The organism is Paenibacillus tritici (genome assembly GCF_013204885.1).
GTDB lineage: Bacteria > Bacillota > Bacilli > Paenibacillales > Paenibacillaceae > Paenibacillus_AQ > Paenibacillus_AQ tritici.
Window position 1 is genome coordinate 265,596 of the sequence record NZ_JABMKX010000003.1, and the last position, 16,886, is coordinate 282,481.

The following is a 16,886-nucleotide window of genomic DNA, read 5'->3' on the forward strand; positions in this document are numbered from 1 at the left end:
CCCGGACTCCTGACAAAAATGATGTTATCCTTTTACACTGCCTGCGGTAACGCCTTCAATAATCTTCTCCTGCAAAATGGCATAGATCACAATAACCGGAACTACACTGAACACAATCCCCGCCGACATCTGAGCGTAATTCATCTGATACTGGTCGCGGAATTGGACCATGCCCACAGGGAGCGTGCGCAGCTCGTCATTGGAGAGGAAATAGTTGGCCAGCAGGAACTCGTTCCAATTTCCCAGGAAATTAACAATGAATACCGTAACCATAGCAGGAACTGTCAAAGGTACAATAATTTTAGCAAAGATACCCGGGGCCTTCAAGCCATCCATGACCGCCGCTTCTTCAATTTCACTGGGCAGGGAACGCATGAATGCCGCCAGAATAATAATCGTGAACGGAATCGCATTGGCGATGTAGGGAATGATCAGCGCCCAGTGCGTATTCAGGATATGCAGCTTGCGGACAATCGTGTAGATGGGCAGCATCAGCGCGTTGTTCGGAATCAGCATCCCGATCAGGACCAGCGAGAACAGAATCTGGTTCCACTTGCCCTGGCGCATCCGGGTGACCGCAAAGGCAAACATCGAAGCCAGCAGAATAGAGACCACAGAAGCCAGAATCGAAATATATAAGCTGTTGAAAAAATAAGTGCTGATCTTGGCGTTCACCCAGGCTTCCACATAGTTGGAGAATTCAAAGCTTTTCGGGATGCCAAAAGGATTCAGGGCAATCGCATTGTTATCCTTCTTCACCGAGGAGAACAGGACGAAGAGGAACGGGAACAGCACAATAAGCAGATACCCGAGCAAGGCGATGTGCGGCAGACTTTTCTTCAGAGCGCGCGGCATCAGTATTCAATCCTTTCCGTACGGCGGGCAAACACCAGCTGGTAGAGAGCGGTTACCACGAGCGTGAACATGAAGATCAGAACGGCGATGGTATTGCCATACCCGTATTTGAAGTTGGTAATCGCATATTTGATCATGTAGGTGGCCATCACCTCTGTTGAACCTGCAGGACCGCCTTTGGTCATGACAATGACGATATCAGCTGCCTTCATCGCTCCGGCAATCGACAGCATAATCACTACCGAGATAATCGGAACTATCAGCGGCAGAGTGATGCGTGTGGCCCGCTGGAACCCTGTAGCGCCGTCTATCGCAGCAGCCTCGTCCAGTTCACCTGGAATGGAAAGAATGGCCGCCAGCACCATCACAATGTAGAATCCGGTCCACTGCCAGGCGTTCGTAATCAGAATTGACAGCATGGCGAAGCGTTCATCCGACAGCCAGTAGACAGGCTCAATGCCGACAAGGCCAAGCACTTTGTTGAACAAGCCAATATTCGGCTCATAGATGAAGCCCCAGAGAATCCCTATAACCGCAGTAGACATAATAGATGGCATGAATACAGCCGTCTTATACAGCCCCTTCAGCTTCTTCACATTAGCAATCAATAAGGAGAAGAAGACAATCAGCGGCACCTGTACCCCTACGGAGAACAGAATGAACCAGCCGTTATTTTTAACAGAAACCCAGAAGCGTTCATCTCCCAGGGCTTTTTTGAAATTGTCCAGTCCGGCGTATTTGACCGTATCGGATACCCCATTCCAGCTGGTGAAGCTATAGTAGATGGAGCTGAAGATGGGATAGATGAAGAACATAATGAACAGAACCATTGCCGGGATCACAAACAGGATGAACACCAGAGGGTTTCTCAGTGCCTTATTCATAACTACCTCCAAATTGCTTAGACATCACTCTACCCCACACAGTGGGGCTATAGCTTCGAGGCTCACTCAGGAACTTTGCGGGGACCCCGAAACCTATATCTCTTTAAAAATGCACCCTGGAGCAAGCACCAGGGTACATTCCATTTACCGCCTGTTATTCAACTGCTGCGTTGGCCTCTTCCTGTATCTTCTGCAGGGCATCGCCCATCTTCTCAGGAGTCGTCTGCCCGCCAATCAGGCTCTGAATCTGGATATTGCTGATCTCGGTGGTCACATCTGCCTGCACCAGGGAGTCAAAGGCCGGGAAGGAAGACTGGGAGCTGTTAAGCACCGCTACAATCTCACTCATCAGATCATCCGTAATATTCTTATTCAGCACAGCCTGATCAACCTTCATAGCCGGCAGTACCCCGTCTTCCACCAGACCGCGCAGCTGCATTTCTTCATTGAACATATTCTTAATGAAGGATTTGACCGCCGCAAGCTTGCGCTCATCTTCACCTGCTGAAGCCGAGAAGCCATAACCGTTGTTCACATCACGCATTAGGGCAGTCTGGTCGCCTACTCCTCCGTCAACCGGCGGAATATTGAAGAAGCCGACTTTGCCAATCAGACCTTCTCCGGATTGTCCAGCCTTGAATACGGAAGACTTCCAGGTGCCATCATACATCAGGATCGCTTCACCGCTGGTGAACTGGGTTGTATATTCAGCATACTCGAAGCCGAGCTCGCCCTTCTTGAAGTAGCCTTTATCCACCCATTCCTTGTATTTCGCCAAGCCCTTGATCACATTCGGGTCATTCCACTTCGCTTCACCGGTAGCGAACTTGGCGGTAACATCCGGTCCGGCATACCGGGACCAGAGATGGTTCGCAAGCATCAGCGGTACCCAGCCCGCCTTGGAGGCACCGGCAAGCGGCACTTTACCGTCAGCCTTGATATCGGCCAATTGCTGCTCCAGTTCGGCGAAGGTGGCCGGAGCCTTCCAGCCCTTACCGGTATAGTACTCTTTATTATAGAAGAAGCCTTCACCTGAGCCGCCGATGGGCAGGCCATAGATTTTACCTTCATATGTGAACGGGTCCAGATTGGAGAACTTATCCTTAATGCCTAATTCATCCAGAATCGGGGTCAGATCAAGCAGCTTGCCTTCTTTGGCATAGATCTTAGAATCCGGACTGCCGAACAGGTCGAAGATCTCCGGCGGATTGCCGGCCGCCATTTCACCGCGCAGCTTCTCCTTACGGTTCACATCCGAATCTACACCATCCAGCTTGAAGGTGAGTCCAGGCACATCTGCCTGCACTTTGCCAACCACATCCTCCAGAATCGCCAGCCGTTTCTGCTTGTCTGCACCTACCTGGGTATGACGTACTGTCATTTCAAAAGGCTCAGCGCTAACCGGTTCTTCCGTAGCTGCTGCGGTGGTAGCAGCCGCCTCATTGGTCGCAGCCGCTTCCCCTTTGTTGTTGGCCGCATTATTTTTCGTGTCTCCACAGCCAGTCAGCAGTGCTGAGGTAACAAACATCAGGGACAATAGCAGTGTTAAGCTTTTTCTCATTACGGGTGACCCTCCCTATTTAGTGGTTTCCCTTACAATTCTAATTATAGGAAATCAACTGGGTAATCGTAAGGTTAAGATTCATCTTCAATAGGGATAAAATCCTCTAATGTAAGCGAAATCAGTCAGGTTTAATGACATCAAAAAAGCGAAGCTTCTCAAATGGAAGCTCCGCTTGTTCATTATAGGTATGAGATTATACCAGAGCAGACTGGTTGCGGCCTTCTTCAATCAGCCGGTACGCACGCTGCACTTCCTCGTCGGAAGGTGATTCCACCCCTTCAAGCTCGTAGGGACGGTTCAGCTCCTTCCATTTGTAGATGCCCATCACATGATAAGGCAGGATTTCGAATTTCTCTACTCCATTCAGCGTGCCAATGAAGCGGCCGAGATTCTGCAGATCCTCTTCCTTATTGTGAATGCCGGGAACGTACACATGGCGAATCCACATTTTACGGTTATTATCTGATAGCCAGCGGGCCAGCTTCAAGGTACGATCATTGGATTTACCGGTCAGCTTGATGTGAGCTTCATCATCAATATGCTTCAGATCCAAGAGTACCAGATCGGTAACATCCAGCAAATCGCTGATTTTGGAGCCGTCATTATAGCCGTTGGTATCAAGCGTGGTATGCAGGTTCCAGCGTTTCTTCACCTCGGTGAATAACTGTTTGACGAAATGCGCCTGCAGTGTCGGTTCACCGCCGGATACCGTAAGCCCGCCGCCGGAGGTTTTATAATAATTCAGGTAGGGCTCAATTTCCGCCAACACTTCCTCGACGGTCATTTCCTTGCCTTCATTCAGTTCCCAGGTATCCGGGTTGTGGCAATACTGACATTTAAGCAGGCAGCCCTGCATAAAAAGCACGAAGCGGATACCCGGGCCATCCACCGTTCCAAACGTTTCCAAGGAGTGGATATGTCCTTTAAGCATGAGATGTCATCCTTTCAAAAAAACCTTAAAATTTTAATTAATTTTTAACAAGAGTTTACCGCCCTCTTTCAAGGGCGGCAGCTCCTTCATTATCTCAATTCTTTTAGAGCAAGAACCATTCTTACATGGAATCGTGGAACGTACGGTTGATAACATCCATCTGTTGTTCACGGGTCAGCTTGATGAAGTTAACAGCATAGCCGGATACACGGATGGTCAATTGCGGATAGTTCTCTGGGTGATCCATAGCGTCAAGCAGTTGCTCACGGTTAAATACGTTAACGTTCAAGTGCTGAGCGTTATTGTGGAAATATCCGTCCATCATGAAGACCAGGTTGGACTTACGGGAATCTTCGTCTTTACCCAGTGCCTTAGGAACGATGGAGAAGGTGTTGGAGATACCATCCTGTGCATCGGAGTAAGGCAGTTTCGCAACAGAGTTCAGGGATGCCAGGGCGCCCTTCTTGTCGCGTCCGTGCATTGGGTTAGCACCAGGAGCGAATGGTTCGCCTTTTTTACGTCCGTCTGGAGTTGTACCAGTCTTCTTGCCGTATACAACATTTGAAGTGATTGTCAGTACCGATTGAGTCGGCACAGCATCACGGTAAGTTTTGTTTTTGCGGATCATCGACATGAAGGTTTCAACCAGCTCAACTGCGATGTTGTCAACAGCATCGTCGTTGTTACCGTAGCAAGGGAACTCACCTTCAGTTTCGAAGTCGATGGCAATGCCTTGTTCGTTGCGAATCGGTTTAACCTTCGCATATTTAATGGCGCTCAGGGAGTCAGCAGCAACGGACAGTCCGGCGATACCGCAAGCCATTGTACGCAGAATGTCGCGGTCATGCAGCGCCATTTCGATACGTTCGTAGGAATATTTGTCATGCATATAGTGAATGATGTTCAGCGTGTTGACATAAGTCTTAGCCAGCCATTCCATCATTGGTTTGAAACGTTTCATTACTTCATTGTAATCCAGATATTCGGAAGTAATCGCCGGATATTCAGGACCTACCTGAGCGCCGGATTTCTCATCCACACCACCGTTGATAGCATACAGCAGAGCTTTTGCCAGGTTGGCACGGGCACCGAAGAACTGCATTTGCTTACCGATACGCATTGGGGATACGCAGCAGGCAATCGCATAATCTTCGCCCCAGTATGGACGCATTACATCATCGTTCTCATATTGGATGGCACTGGTTTCGATGGAAACCTTGGCACAATATTTCTTGAAGCCTTCAGGCAACTTCTCGGACCACAGTACAGTCAGGTTAGGTTCCGGTGCAGGTCCCAGATTGTACAGGGTATGCAGGAAGCGGAAGCTGTTCTTGGTTACACGTGTTGTACCGTCTTCAGCCATACCACCGATGGATTCAGTTACCCAAGTAGGATCGCCGGAGAACAGGTCGTTATAATCAGGCGTACGCAGGAACTTCACGATACGCAGCTTCATTACGAAATGGTCAACGATTTCTTGAGCTTGTTCTTCAGTAAGAGTGCCTTCTTCAAAGTCACGTTGTACATAGATGTCGAGGAAGGAGGATACGCGTCCAAGGGACATTGCCGCACCGTTCTGCTCTTTCACTGCTGCCAGATAACCGAAGTATACCCATTGTGTAGCTTCTTTGAAGTTCATAGCCGGCTTGGAAATATCCATACCGTGAGCTGCAGCCATTTGCTTCAGTTCGCCAAGAGCGCGCATTTGCTCGGACAGTTCTTCACGAAGACGAATGACGTCTTCTGTCATGGAATCCACTTCAAGCTCAGTCAGTTGTTGCTTCTTGTCCTTGATCAGGAAATCAATACCGTACAGAGCAATACGGCGATAGTCGCCGATGATGCGTCCGCGGCCATAAGCATCAGGAAGACCTGTGATTACACCGGATTTACGCACAGCTCTCATGTCTGGTGTATATGCATCAAATACGCCTTGGTTATGCGTTTTGCGGATGTTCGTGAACATGTCAACGATATTCTGCGGAAGCTCGAAGCCGTAAGCCTTAGTAGCGTCGATCATCATCTTGATACCGCCGAACGGTTGAATGGAACGTCTGAATGGCGCATCAGTCTGAACGCCTACAATCTGTTCCTTGTCTTTGTCAATGTATCCCGGGTTGTGGGAAGTAATGGTGGAGACAGTATCGAGGGATACATCCCATACGCCGCCTCTTTCTCTTTCTTCCTTGCTCAGTTGGGAGATAATCTTCCACAGTTCAGTAGTATTGCTGGTAGGACCTACAAGGAATTCTTCGTTTCCTTCGTAAGGCTTGATGTTCTTGGCGATAAAGTTGTTAACGTCAACTTTCTTAGCCCATGTACCTTTTGCAAAACTTCTCCAGCCCGACTTAACCTCTTGTACTTCTTTTTCAATCACCGACATGCTAAATCCCTCCATTTATATTTAGTATATTTGTAGAGATCGCGGGCTTGAAGGTTAATCCCGTGTCTCGTGATCCCGTAGCTACTGGTTGTTATAAAATTCACAATCGTGACTGTATAACTGGGATCTTTGTTTATATAAACATTTTAGTTTATTTTCTGAAAAAGGACTGTGACAAATATCACTCTTTCGGTGATATTTGTCACTTCCATCCAGTCCCATATTAACCTTTAACCTTATTCTTTGCCAGGCAACCGTTAATTAGTTATCGAATTTGCCGTAGAATGCGTTGCGGTATACATCAGCAAGCTCAGATACCAGCGGCATTTTAGGGTTGGCAGTTGTACATTGGTCTTCAAATGCACGGTCAGCCAGGTAATCTACACGGGATTCAAAGTCCTTAGGATCGAAACCAAGAGCCGAGAAGGATTCTTCGATACCGAGTTTTTTGTTCATATCGCGGATTGCATTGATCAGGCTGGTTACGCCTTCTTCGGTAGTACGTGCCGGCAATCCCAGAATACGGGCGATTTCAGCATACCGTTCGTCAGCTACAAAGTGCGAATATTTAGGGAATGAAGCGAACTTCGTGGGCTTCTTGGCATTGTAGCGGATAACATGCGGCATCAGGATCGCATTCGTGCGGCCGTGTGCTGTGTGATACTGTCCGCCCCATTTGTGCGCCAAGCTGTGGTTAATCCCCAGGAATGCATTCGCAAATGCCATACCGGCAAGTGTAGAAGCGTTGTGCATTTTCTCACGGGCCAGCTTATCGCCTTGCAGTGCGGATTTCTCCAGCCACTGGAATACCAGCTGAATCGCTTTGATTGCCAGACCATCGGTGTAGTCACTGGCCATTACAGATACATAAGCTTCGATGGCATGTGTCAATACGTCCATACCTGTATCGGCAACAGCGGTCTTAGGCAAGCTGTATACAAACTCCGGATCAATAATTGCTACATCTGGAGTCAGCTCATAATCGGCCAGAGGATACTTCGTATTATTGCCTGTTGTCTTGTCTGTGATAACTGCGAACGATGTAACTTCAGAACCGGTACCCGAAGTTGTTGGAATCGCAACGAATTTTGCTTTGTTGCCGAGCTTAGGGAATTTGTATACCCGTTTGCGGATATCCATGAACTTCTGCTTCAGACCGTTGAAGTCTGCATCAGGATGTTCGTAGAACAGCCACATTCCCTTGGCAGCATCCATTGGGGAACCGCCGCCGAGTGCAATGATGCAATCCGGCTGGAATCTGTTCATCATAGCCGCGCCTTTTTCTACAGTAGTGGTTGACGGATCTGGTTCAACTTCAGAGAATACTTCGATCGCTACAGGAGTCTGACGTTGACGCAGGTAGTGCTCCACTCTTTCAACATAGCCCAGCTTCACCATCATAGGGTCAGTGATGATTGCTACACGAGTGATGTCAGGCATTTTGGCCAGATACTGAGTGGCTCCCTTTTCGAAGTAAATCTTGTCAGGTACTTTAAACCATTGCATATTCACGGTCCGACGGTTCACCCTTTTCACGTTGATCAGATTGATTGCAGTCACGTTCTGCGATACAGAGTTGCGTCCGTAAGATCCGCAGCCCAGTGTCAATGAAGGGATATTAGTGTTGTAAATATCGCCGATTGCGCCGTGTGTTGAAGGCGAGTTGACGAGAATACGTCCGGTTTGCAGACGGTTCGAGAACTTCATGATAACTTCTTCGTTGTTCGAGTGGATCGCCGAGCTGTGGCCCATGCCGCCGAATTCAACGATTTCAGCTGCGCGTTCGATACCCTGGTCAGCATTCTTCACTTTGTAGCAAGCCAGAACCGGACTCAGCTTCTCAGCGGACAGCGGATATTTCGTACCTACGCCTTCAAGCTCAGCTACCAGGATCTTCGTTCCGGCAGGAACCTGGATACCGCACATTTCAGCGATCTTCACAGCGGATTGACCGACGATTGCTGGGTTAACCGCACATTTCTCTACGTTCATTGCGCCGCTTGTCAGCTTGGCAGCCTCTTCTTTGTTAACAAAGTAGCAGCCGTTCGCAATCATCTTCTTCTTCACTTGGTCGAAAATAGCTTCTTCAATGATAACCGCTTGCTCGGAAGCACAGATCATGCCGTTATCGAAAGTCTTCGACAGAATAAGGTCAGTGACAGCCTGATCAATGTCAGCACTCTTCTCAATGAAGGCAGGTACGTTACCAGGACCTACGCCGAGTGCCGGTTTGCCGCAGCTGTAAGCTGCCTTAACCATTGCCGATCCGCCGGTTGCCAGAATCAGAGCAACGTCCGGATTGTTCATCAGTGCGTTTGTTTTATCCATTGTAGGAAGTTCAATCCATTGGATGAAGTTCTCAGGTGCGCCGGCTGCTACGCCTGCATCATGCAGAATTTTGGCTGCTGCCGCACTGCACTCTTGCGCTGACGGGTGGAAACCGAATATAATAGGGTTACGTGTCTTAGCGGAAATCAAAGCTTTAAACATCGTGGTGGATGTTGGGTTGGTTACCGGTGTGATACCCATAATGATTCCGACTGGTTCAGCAATCTTCTGGAAGCTGTCATAAACGTTATCCTCAATAACGCCTACAGTCTTGTCGTACTTAATTCCGTGCCAGATATATTCAGTGGAGAAGATGTTCTTCGTGATTTTGTCTTCGTATACTCCGCGTCCTGTTTCTTCAACAGCCAGTTTTGCCAGGTACATATGCTTGTCGAGTCCCGCCAGTGCCATTGCATGAACGATTGTGTCTGTCTGCTCTTGATCCAGGCCCATGAACGCTTCGTGGGCTTTCTTTGCTTTATCCACCAAAACCTGAATATACTCTTCAGCGGTGGTTTGTTTCACTTGGGCGGCGACTTCGTTTTTAACTGCCATCTCCCTCGTCCTCCTGTCAATTTTTAGGTTGTTTCTTTCTATACATTTATCTTAGCACATCCGTTTCACCTTGTATAGTGAAATCTTTCACAAAGTTTAAAGTTTTTTTTGAGTTGTTTTCAAAGCGCTTTCATTCGATCATATACCGGCATTTTTTCCATATTATATGTAATATTTAATTGATATTTGTCTGTTCTGCGAACTGCAATCCTCCAGTTCCATCTTTAGTGTGTTCATTCTCGATCCATTCTCGCTTTTCTCCCGGTTGTCACCTCTAAATAATGGTAACCGCATCCAATTATTCAATAGATGTTTTGCCCCCGCGTTCATCCAGGTACACTGTGCCCAAATTATAAATATAAATCTCAGCGAGAAATAGAAGGATAAGTTATCGTGTGCAACATATAACTTCTTATATTTGTACAAAAAACAGGAGACGGCATCGCTGCCGTCTCCTGCTTGATTATTATCGCCGGGTACTACTCCACTTTGATGGTATCGAAGAATTTCTTCTGCACCGTTGAAGCTGCGGCATCTAGCTGCGCCTTGGAGTCCGTGCCTTCCTTGGCGAACAGCTCCTGAATCACGTTGGACATCGTCGCATAGTAATCCTGGGTATTGTACTGGGCTTCAGGCTTGCCGTCCAGCAGTGCCATAATGTCCGTATTATATTGATAGACAATGTCGGAGTACTTGTCGTATACCGATTTGGTCTTCTTGCCGAACTCGGAATCCGCAGCATAGTAATCGAGCAGCGGCGGAATGAAGTATTTGCCGTCCGCCTTGCGCTGCTGCAGAATCGCATCAAGCGCCTCCAGGCCTTTGTCAGAGAAATAATCGAAGGTAATATAACGGAAGGCCATCTCCTGCTCATCCTTGGTGGCGTTCGGGTTAATGACCAGATAATCTCCGCCGAGTACGCCGGTATGCTTCCCGCCCTTCTCAGCCGCCGGCATCGGGTAGGTCAGAACATCCTCAGGCTTCAGTCCGCCCTGATTGAGCGCCTGTTCAATGACACCGTCTGATCCGGCCATAACCATCGCTGTGCGGCCCTGCTGGAAGGCGCCTACCGCATCGCCCCAGCCAAGCGCCCAGTCCTGGGGAACCGCTTTGGCTTCCCATCTCAGCTTCTTATAGAAGTCCAGCGCTTTGATACCGGCCTCGGAATTGAAGGTTGCCACTACCTTGCCGCCTTCAATCTTCTGAATCTCCCCGCCTGCTTCGAACAGGAAGTTGGTCCAGTTCCAGCCTGCTTCGTTGCCTTTCCCCATTGGAGCAATACCCGAGATTCCCTTCTTGGGATCTGCTGCTCCTTTGGCCGTGTTCAGCATATCCTCCCAGGTCCAATCCATTGCCGGGACGGCTACACCTTTGGCATCGAGCATCTTTTTGTTAATCATTGTTGTCGTGACATAACCCTTCTGCGTTACACCGTACACCTTGCCGTCAATAATGAACTGGTTCTGCAGCACAGGATTGATCTGATCCTTGAACTCATAGTTGTTCCACAGATCCGTAACATCGGCGACCCAGCCCTTCTCCACCAGGAATTTCGCTTCAGTCGCATAGGTATTGAAGAAGGTAGGCGCTTCGTTCGCAGCCATTTTCACTCCGATCTCACTTACATTATACTGCCAGTCATCCTTGACTATCTCCACGTTCGGATAGACTTCCTGGAACCGCTTGATCTTGTCATCCTCCTGCGCTCTTACCTCGGTCAGGTCAGGTGTGGGATAGTGGATTTTGATCGTTACTTTTCTCTGGGTGATATCATCAACCGGCGCCTCTGTAGGAGCAGTGGTTTCTTCTGACGCAGTGGTCGCCGCAGGTGCAGGTGCCCCATCTCCTCCATTTGCCGCCGGCTTGTTCCCGTTATTATTGCCGCCGCAGGCGGACAATAACGTTCCCGTCACCAGGAGACAGGCTAACACGCTGGAAAATTTACGCATTGAAACTCCCCTTTTCCATTCATAATGTACTTACAAATTCATCTTAAAAGAGAAACCGTTTGCAAACGAGGTGTAATCATATTCCTTTCATGTGCAGGTATACGATCCGCTGCGCCCTATAGCCTCTTCCTGCTCATCCTTTGACCGCCGACAACGACACTCCGCGCATAATGAACTTCTGGAAGATCAGGAAGACGAGAATCGGCGGCAGCGACACCAGGAACAGGATGGCGAATTTGATGTTCGTATTCAGTGCTTTTACATTGATAACGTACTTATAGATCGCAGTTGCCAGTGTATATTTGTCCTCACTGTGCATCACAAGGGACGGCCAGAACCAATCGTTCCAGGCTGTGGAGAAGATAAAGATCGCCAGCGTTGCAAATATCGGAATGGACAACGGAACGGCAATGGTGAAGAAGCTTCTCGGCTCCGAAGCTCCGTCAATCCGCGCGGCTTCAAGAATCTCCGGATGAATCCCGTCGAAGAAATTCTTCAGCAGCAGGAAGAAGAAGGTATTCGCACCCGCCGGCAGCCAGAACGCGGCATACTGATTGAGCAGCCCGAGTTCCTTGAGATTGACAAAGTTCGGAATCATATAGCTGGTGGCCGGAATGAACAGCGTCATCAGGAAGAAGAAATAGAAGACCTTCCGGTAAGGCACATTCATCCGCGAGATGCTGAAGGCGGCAAGTCCCAGAACCACCAGGGTAGCTACCATATTTCCGGCAAAAATGTACAGCGTATTCCGCAGGAACATCGGCAGGTCGATGTAATCCAGCGCATCCTTAAGGTTGGCGAAATGCCACTCCTGCGGGAAAAAATGCGGCGGGAAGGAATTGACCTCGACGTTGGACTTAAGTCCGTTGAACATTGTCATGAGTATGGGATACAGCATGCTGAAAATCATTAATAGAATGAAAAACACCATGATTCCGTATACGACTCTGTTGCTGGTCTTCTTCAGATCGTGTTCGGAGAGAATCCCTCTGTCTGCGCTCTTCATCCTAGTTGTCCTCCTTGTTAAGCTTGAACTGTACAATGCCCAAACCGCCCAGAACAACAAACATCAGCATCCCCAGCGCAGTCGCGGTACCATAATCCAGTCTTGTAAAAGCATACTTCACAATGAGCAGCGCATAGGTCAGCGTCGCATTGTTCGGTCCTCCGTCGAGCAGGGCCATCTGCGACTGGTAGCCTTGAGAGGTAGCAATCACCTGCAGAATCAGCATCAGCAGAATCAGATTGCGCAGCGAAGGCAGCGTGATGTGGCGGATACGCGCCCAGACTCCGGCTCCGTCAATCTCAGCAGCCTCATACCAGTCCCGGGGAATACTTAGCACCGCAGCGAGATAGATCAGCATCCCCGAACCGAACTGCTGCCAGGTCTCCATGAATACCAGTGAGATCATCGACCACCGGGTATCCGTCAGGAAGGCGATCTGCTCTGCCCCCGTGCTGCCAATTACCGCATTAATCGGTCCTACGGGATCATACAGCCACCGCCACAGCCCGTACAGGACTACAGCCGGCATTACATATGGCAAATAGGCGGCCACGCGGACGAATCCGCCGAATTTCCGCAGCTCAGAGATCGCAATGGCAAAAGCAATCGGGACCCAGAAGCCGATCACCATGCAGAGCAGCATGTAGTACAAGGTGTTTTTCACAGCAATCAGCACATCCGGGTCGGTCAGCGCCCTCGCATAATTGTCCATTCCGACAAAGGTATTTCCTTTGACAAAATCTACGGTGTAGAAGCTGTACAGGAACCCTTTGAAGATAGGCACCCACATAAACATGATGAAAATAATCAGCGCGGGGATAAGAAACATAAAGCCCCAAAAATTCTTTTTCCAGCGGTTCTGCTTGTACGGCTTACTCTCTAGCTCCGCTGGCAGGTGATCATGTAACGCAGCAGACTGGTTCATTGCAGCTCCCTCATTCCTGTCGTCTTTCAGCACTTGATAGGAAAGTGCCTCCTGTCTTCATTGTAGGAAATGAGGGAGAGAGTTAACATGTCTATATCTATGGTAATCGTAAGCGTTCTTACTTCTTCAGTTCACTGGGGCTGATACCGTAGTATTTTTTGAAAATCTTGCTGAAATGCTCCGGCGACTCGTATCCTACCCGCTCCGCAATCTCATACCGGCGCAAATCGGTACTCAGAATCATCTCCCGGCTGTCCTCCATCCGCAGCTTAATGACATATTCCCACAGGTTGTAGCCTGTATTCTTCTTGAACAGATAACTCAGGTAGTTGGGGCTGACATGATTCTTCTTCGCCACCTCGTGGATGGTCAGACCCTTCTGGGCATAATTCGCGTCAATATACTCCTTCGCCTTCTGCACAATCAGGTTGCTGTGCGAATGCAGCTCCTCGGGCGATGGATCAGCGGCATAGTTATTCCAGTTGAAATCCCCGTAGTAGAACACATAATGATCGGCATGCTCGTTGTTCCAGAGAATGGCCTTCCCGGCTTGACGGTTCAGTACATCCATGAAGCTAAGCCCCTTCAGAATCTGGCTGATGCCGATGACGGCATTCAGCTGCAAATAGCGGTGAATATTGAAATGCAGGCTGCGTCCCAGCACATCAAGCCGGCTCACCTGGCCGGTTGCCGGTTCCTCGTAGCTCTGCTCATCCCATTGAATGATCACTGTAATCTCTCCGTCCGGGGAGTAGAAGGCTGTGGAATTCCACTCCTGATCCAGCAGCTCCTTGGCGATATTCAGGGCCGCGTAGCGCAGCAGATTGTGGTCGCGGGGGGTATATTTCTGCTCACGCCGATCTTCCGGCAAAGGAAGCTTGATTCTGATCACGGCAAAAAACGGGCCTTGCAGCCTCAGCTCATCCAGCTTGCGCAGCTTCTCCTCAGTTCCCAGCACCGCCGCAGTTTCCGTTAGCAGCGTATTCAGCAGCTCGCTATATTCTGGAAGCGGCTCCTCCAGGCGGAAGCTATCTCCAGTCCCATCCATATAGGTAGCCAGCTCCTGTGACGGTTTATCCATCTTGAGGACGACACTGCGGACTGAATCAAGGAACTGTTCACTGTTCAGCGGCTTGATCAGATAATCCTTGGCTCCCAGCCGGACAGCCATCTGGGCATATTGAAAGGTCTCATGCGCAGAGATGACGATCGTCTGCATCCAGGGTTTGGCCATTTTGGCATGCTGCATCAGCTCGATCCCGCTCATCGCACCCATCTGTATATCAGTGACGAGCAGATCAATCTCCTCCATCCGGATACAGTCCAGTGCCTCAAAGCCGCTGCTGGCGGTGTAAATATGGTCGATATCCAGCCCGGAGGCAGCCAGCAGGCTGCTCAGTCCTTTGCAGATCAGCGGCTCATCATCCACAACCAATATATTGAACATAAGGTTCTCTCCTCTACTCTATAGTCTCTGACTTCGGAAGTGTCACCGTCACCACGGTTCCCCCGCTGGCACGCGGCCCATAGCTGATGCCGTAGTCCGGGCCGAAATGCAGATGCACGCGCTGATTGATATTGCGTATACCGTATCCGCTGACCGGGCTGGGGCTGTCATCATTCAGCACGTGGTCAATGGCCTTATAATCGACCTGCTTATAACCGTTATCCTCGATGGTAATCAGAATCCTGTCCTTCTGCAGAACGGAGGTGATGATGATTTCGCCGTCCTCGCCCATGTTTTTGACTCCGTGAATAATGGCATTCTCGATTAAGGGCTGAAGCGTGATCTTGGGAATCAGATTGCTTGTGGTCTCAGGAGCGATGTTCCAGCTGACAGCAAACACATAATCGTACCGGTGCTGCTGGAGCTTGATGTAGGCACTGGCATGTTCAAGCTCCTCTTCGAGCGTGATCAGCTCCCGGCCCCGGCTTAAGCTGATCTTCATCAGCTTGGATAATTCCTTGATCATTTCCGCAGACTCCACGTTGCCCTCCAGCGAGCTTTTCCAATAAATACTCTCCAGGGTGTTGTACAGTAAATGCGGATTAATCTGCTGATAGAGGAGCTGGAGCTGCGCCTCCTTCTGCTTGATCTCCATCTGGTATTTGTACATAATCAGGCTGTTGAGCCTGCGGGCCATGTCGTAGGTAGACGCAATCAGCACACTGACCTCATCGTTGCTTCCCCTCCGGGGAGTCTCGGGCACACGGTTGCCGGGCTCATACTTGCGCACAAAAAAAGCCAGCTTCTGCAAAGGAGTCATCAGCGAACGCCAGAAGTAGGTAATAATAATCAGTCCGAACAGCGCGTACGCCACCGTTATGTATTGAATGACACGTTTCATTTCGTTCTGCTGCTGGAGCAGCGACTTGACAGGCACCTTGTACACCAGCTTTTGCTCAAAGGCATGATTGTTGTTCACCACATAGATGAAATCATCCGTGATGATATCCTCGGTCCCCTCGGGATCTCCCGCCTTGGAGCCGTCCGGCAGCGCAATCATCTCACCCGTAGAATTCGTTGTAGAGGCCAGTACGCGGTTCTCCATATCCGTCAGATAGATTTCCCCGTCGGGCAGAGAGATGGATTTGAGCGACTCGCCGATCTTCGATTCCATCTTGGTCACGACCAGCACGCCGATCGTCCCTTCTCCCCGGTAGATATTATTGACTGCCCTGACATAAGTGAGTGTCCTCAGATTCTCAGCCTGCGGGCTTAACTTCTCGGTGAACATCAGATAACCATGGCCCTTCTGCTGCACCACTGGTTCGAACCAATACGGCATTTCCCCCTTGGAGAAAAAATAAACCCCCGCCTTCTTCACCTGCGGAAAATTGGGGGCGAAAAAGTAGTAGTTATCCGGATCATACACGTACAGCGAATAGTAAATTCCGTCGCCGCGTTCCGCTCCCTGCGAATAGCTGCCCAGCAGCTTCTCTATTGTCTCATAACGTTCCACGCGCTCCAGCACTGTATCATTCCCGCTCATATTGAGCTGCTGCAGGACCGGATTCTGGATGATGGTGGTCGTTATTTTGTTAACCGTATCAATATCTCTGTTAATGATCGCGAAATTCTGCTTGTTCAGCTCCACATAGGCATTGGTCACATGGCGCTTGAGAATCTCCTCCGCCTTGTAGTTGCCGTAGCTGTTCAGAATCAGGATGGGCGAGATCATGATCAGGAACAGCAGGATCAGCTGCTGCTTGACATTTAGCTTAACGATGGGTTTAATAAGCATGGACAACATCTGGATTCACCTCCAGTTTCAATAATACAAGTGGAAACGGCGTTGCCGTCCTTTTAAAGGACGGTACCGTTTCAGCGAGAAATAGAAGGATAAGTTATCGTGTGAAACATATAAGTTCTTATATTTTAACAAACCTACAAGCGCTTACACAGGTTTATTTCAAAGTTCTTTATGTCTGTTTGTATGGAGTTTCACCATTGCATCAGCCATAAAATAAAACCAGCCAACACACGAACATACCGTGTTAGACTG

11 protein-coding genes are annotated in these 16,886 nt (G+C 49.3%); all 11 read right to left on the minus strand.

The genetic code is table 11. The features are described from left to right. Positions 1-24: 24 nt before the first annotated feature. The gene (locus HQN87_RS06685) at positions 25-855 is read right to left on the minus strand and encodes a carbohydrate ABC transporter permease (protein WP_173129641.1); all 831 of its coding nucleotides are present in this window, start codon (positions 853-855) and stop codon (positions 25-27) included. Next, on the minus strand, positions 855-1,739 hold the full coding sequence (locus HQN87_RS06690; protein ID WP_173129644.1) for a carbohydrate ABC transporter permease: 885 nt from the start codon (positions 1,737-1,739) through the stop codon (positions 855-857). The genes HQN87_RS06685 and HQN87_RS06690 overlap by 1 nt, the downstream gene beginning before the upstream one ends. 154 nt (positions 1,740-1,893) lie before the next feature. Next, positions 1,894-3,300 carry an extracellular solute-binding protein gene (locus HQN87_RS06695; RefSeq protein ID WP_173129647.1) on the minus strand — a complete coding sequence of 469 codons (1,407 nt, stop codon included), beginning with the start codon at positions 3,298-3,300 and terminating at the stop codon, positions 1,894-1,896. Positions 3,301-3,496: 196 nt separating this feature from the next. Continuing rightward, positions 3,497-4,234 carry a pyruvate formate-lyase-activating protein gene (pflA, locus tag HQN87_RS06700; RefSeq protein ID WP_173129650.1) on the minus strand — a complete coding sequence of 246 codons (738 nt, stop codon included), beginning with the start codon at positions 4,232-4,234 and terminating at the stop codon, positions 3,497-3,499. 121 nt (positions 4,235-4,355) lie between these two features. Then, complete coding sequence (gene pflB / locus HQN87_RS06705; RefSeq protein ID WP_173129653.1) at positions 4,356-6,617, minus strand: formate C-acetyltransferase; 2,262 nt, start codon at positions 6,615-6,617, stop codon at positions 4,356-4,358. A gap of 261 nt (positions 6,618-6,878) precedes the next feature. Then, positions 6,879-9,500 carry a bifunctional acetaldehyde-CoA/alcohol dehydrogenase gene (adhE, locus tag HQN87_RS06710; RefSeq protein WP_173129656.1) on the minus strand — a complete coding sequence of 874 codons (2,622 nt, stop codon included), beginning with the start codon at positions 9,498-9,500 and terminating at the stop codon, positions 6,879-6,881. A gap of 479 nt (positions 9,501-9,979) precedes the next feature. Next, positions 9,980-11,449, minus strand: coding sequence for an ABC transporter substrate-binding protein (locus tag HQN87_RS06715; protein ID WP_173129659.1), 1,470 nt, complete (start codon positions 11,447-11,449; stop codon positions 9,980-9,982). A gap of 133 nt (positions 11,450-11,582) precedes the next feature. Further along, positions 11,583-12,455, minus strand: a complete 873-nt coding sequence (locus HQN87_RS06720) for a carbohydrate ABC transporter permease (protein ID WP_173129662.1) — start codon at positions 12,453-12,455, stop codon at positions 11,583-11,585. Position 12,456: 1 nt separating this feature from the next. Continuing rightward, positions 12,457-13,284 (minus strand): carbohydrate ABC transporter permease, encoded by an 828-nt coding sequence (locus HQN87_RS06725; RefSeq protein WP_173130163.1) that lies wholly within the window; start codon positions 13,282-13,284, stop codon positions 12,457-12,459. 214 nt (positions 13,285-13,498) lie between these two features. Next, positions 13,499-14,827, minus strand: coding sequence for a response regulator (locus HQN87_RS06730; protein WP_173129664.1), 1,329 nt, complete (start codon positions 14,825-14,827; stop codon positions 13,499-13,501). 13 nt (positions 14,828-14,840) lie between these two features. Beyond that, complete coding sequence (locus HQN87_RS06735; RefSeq protein ID WP_173129667.1) at positions 14,841-16,634, minus strand: cache domain-containing sensor histidine kinase; 1,794 nt, start codon at positions 16,632-16,634, stop codon at positions 14,841-14,843. Positions 16,635-16,886 lie beyond the last annotated feature (252 nt).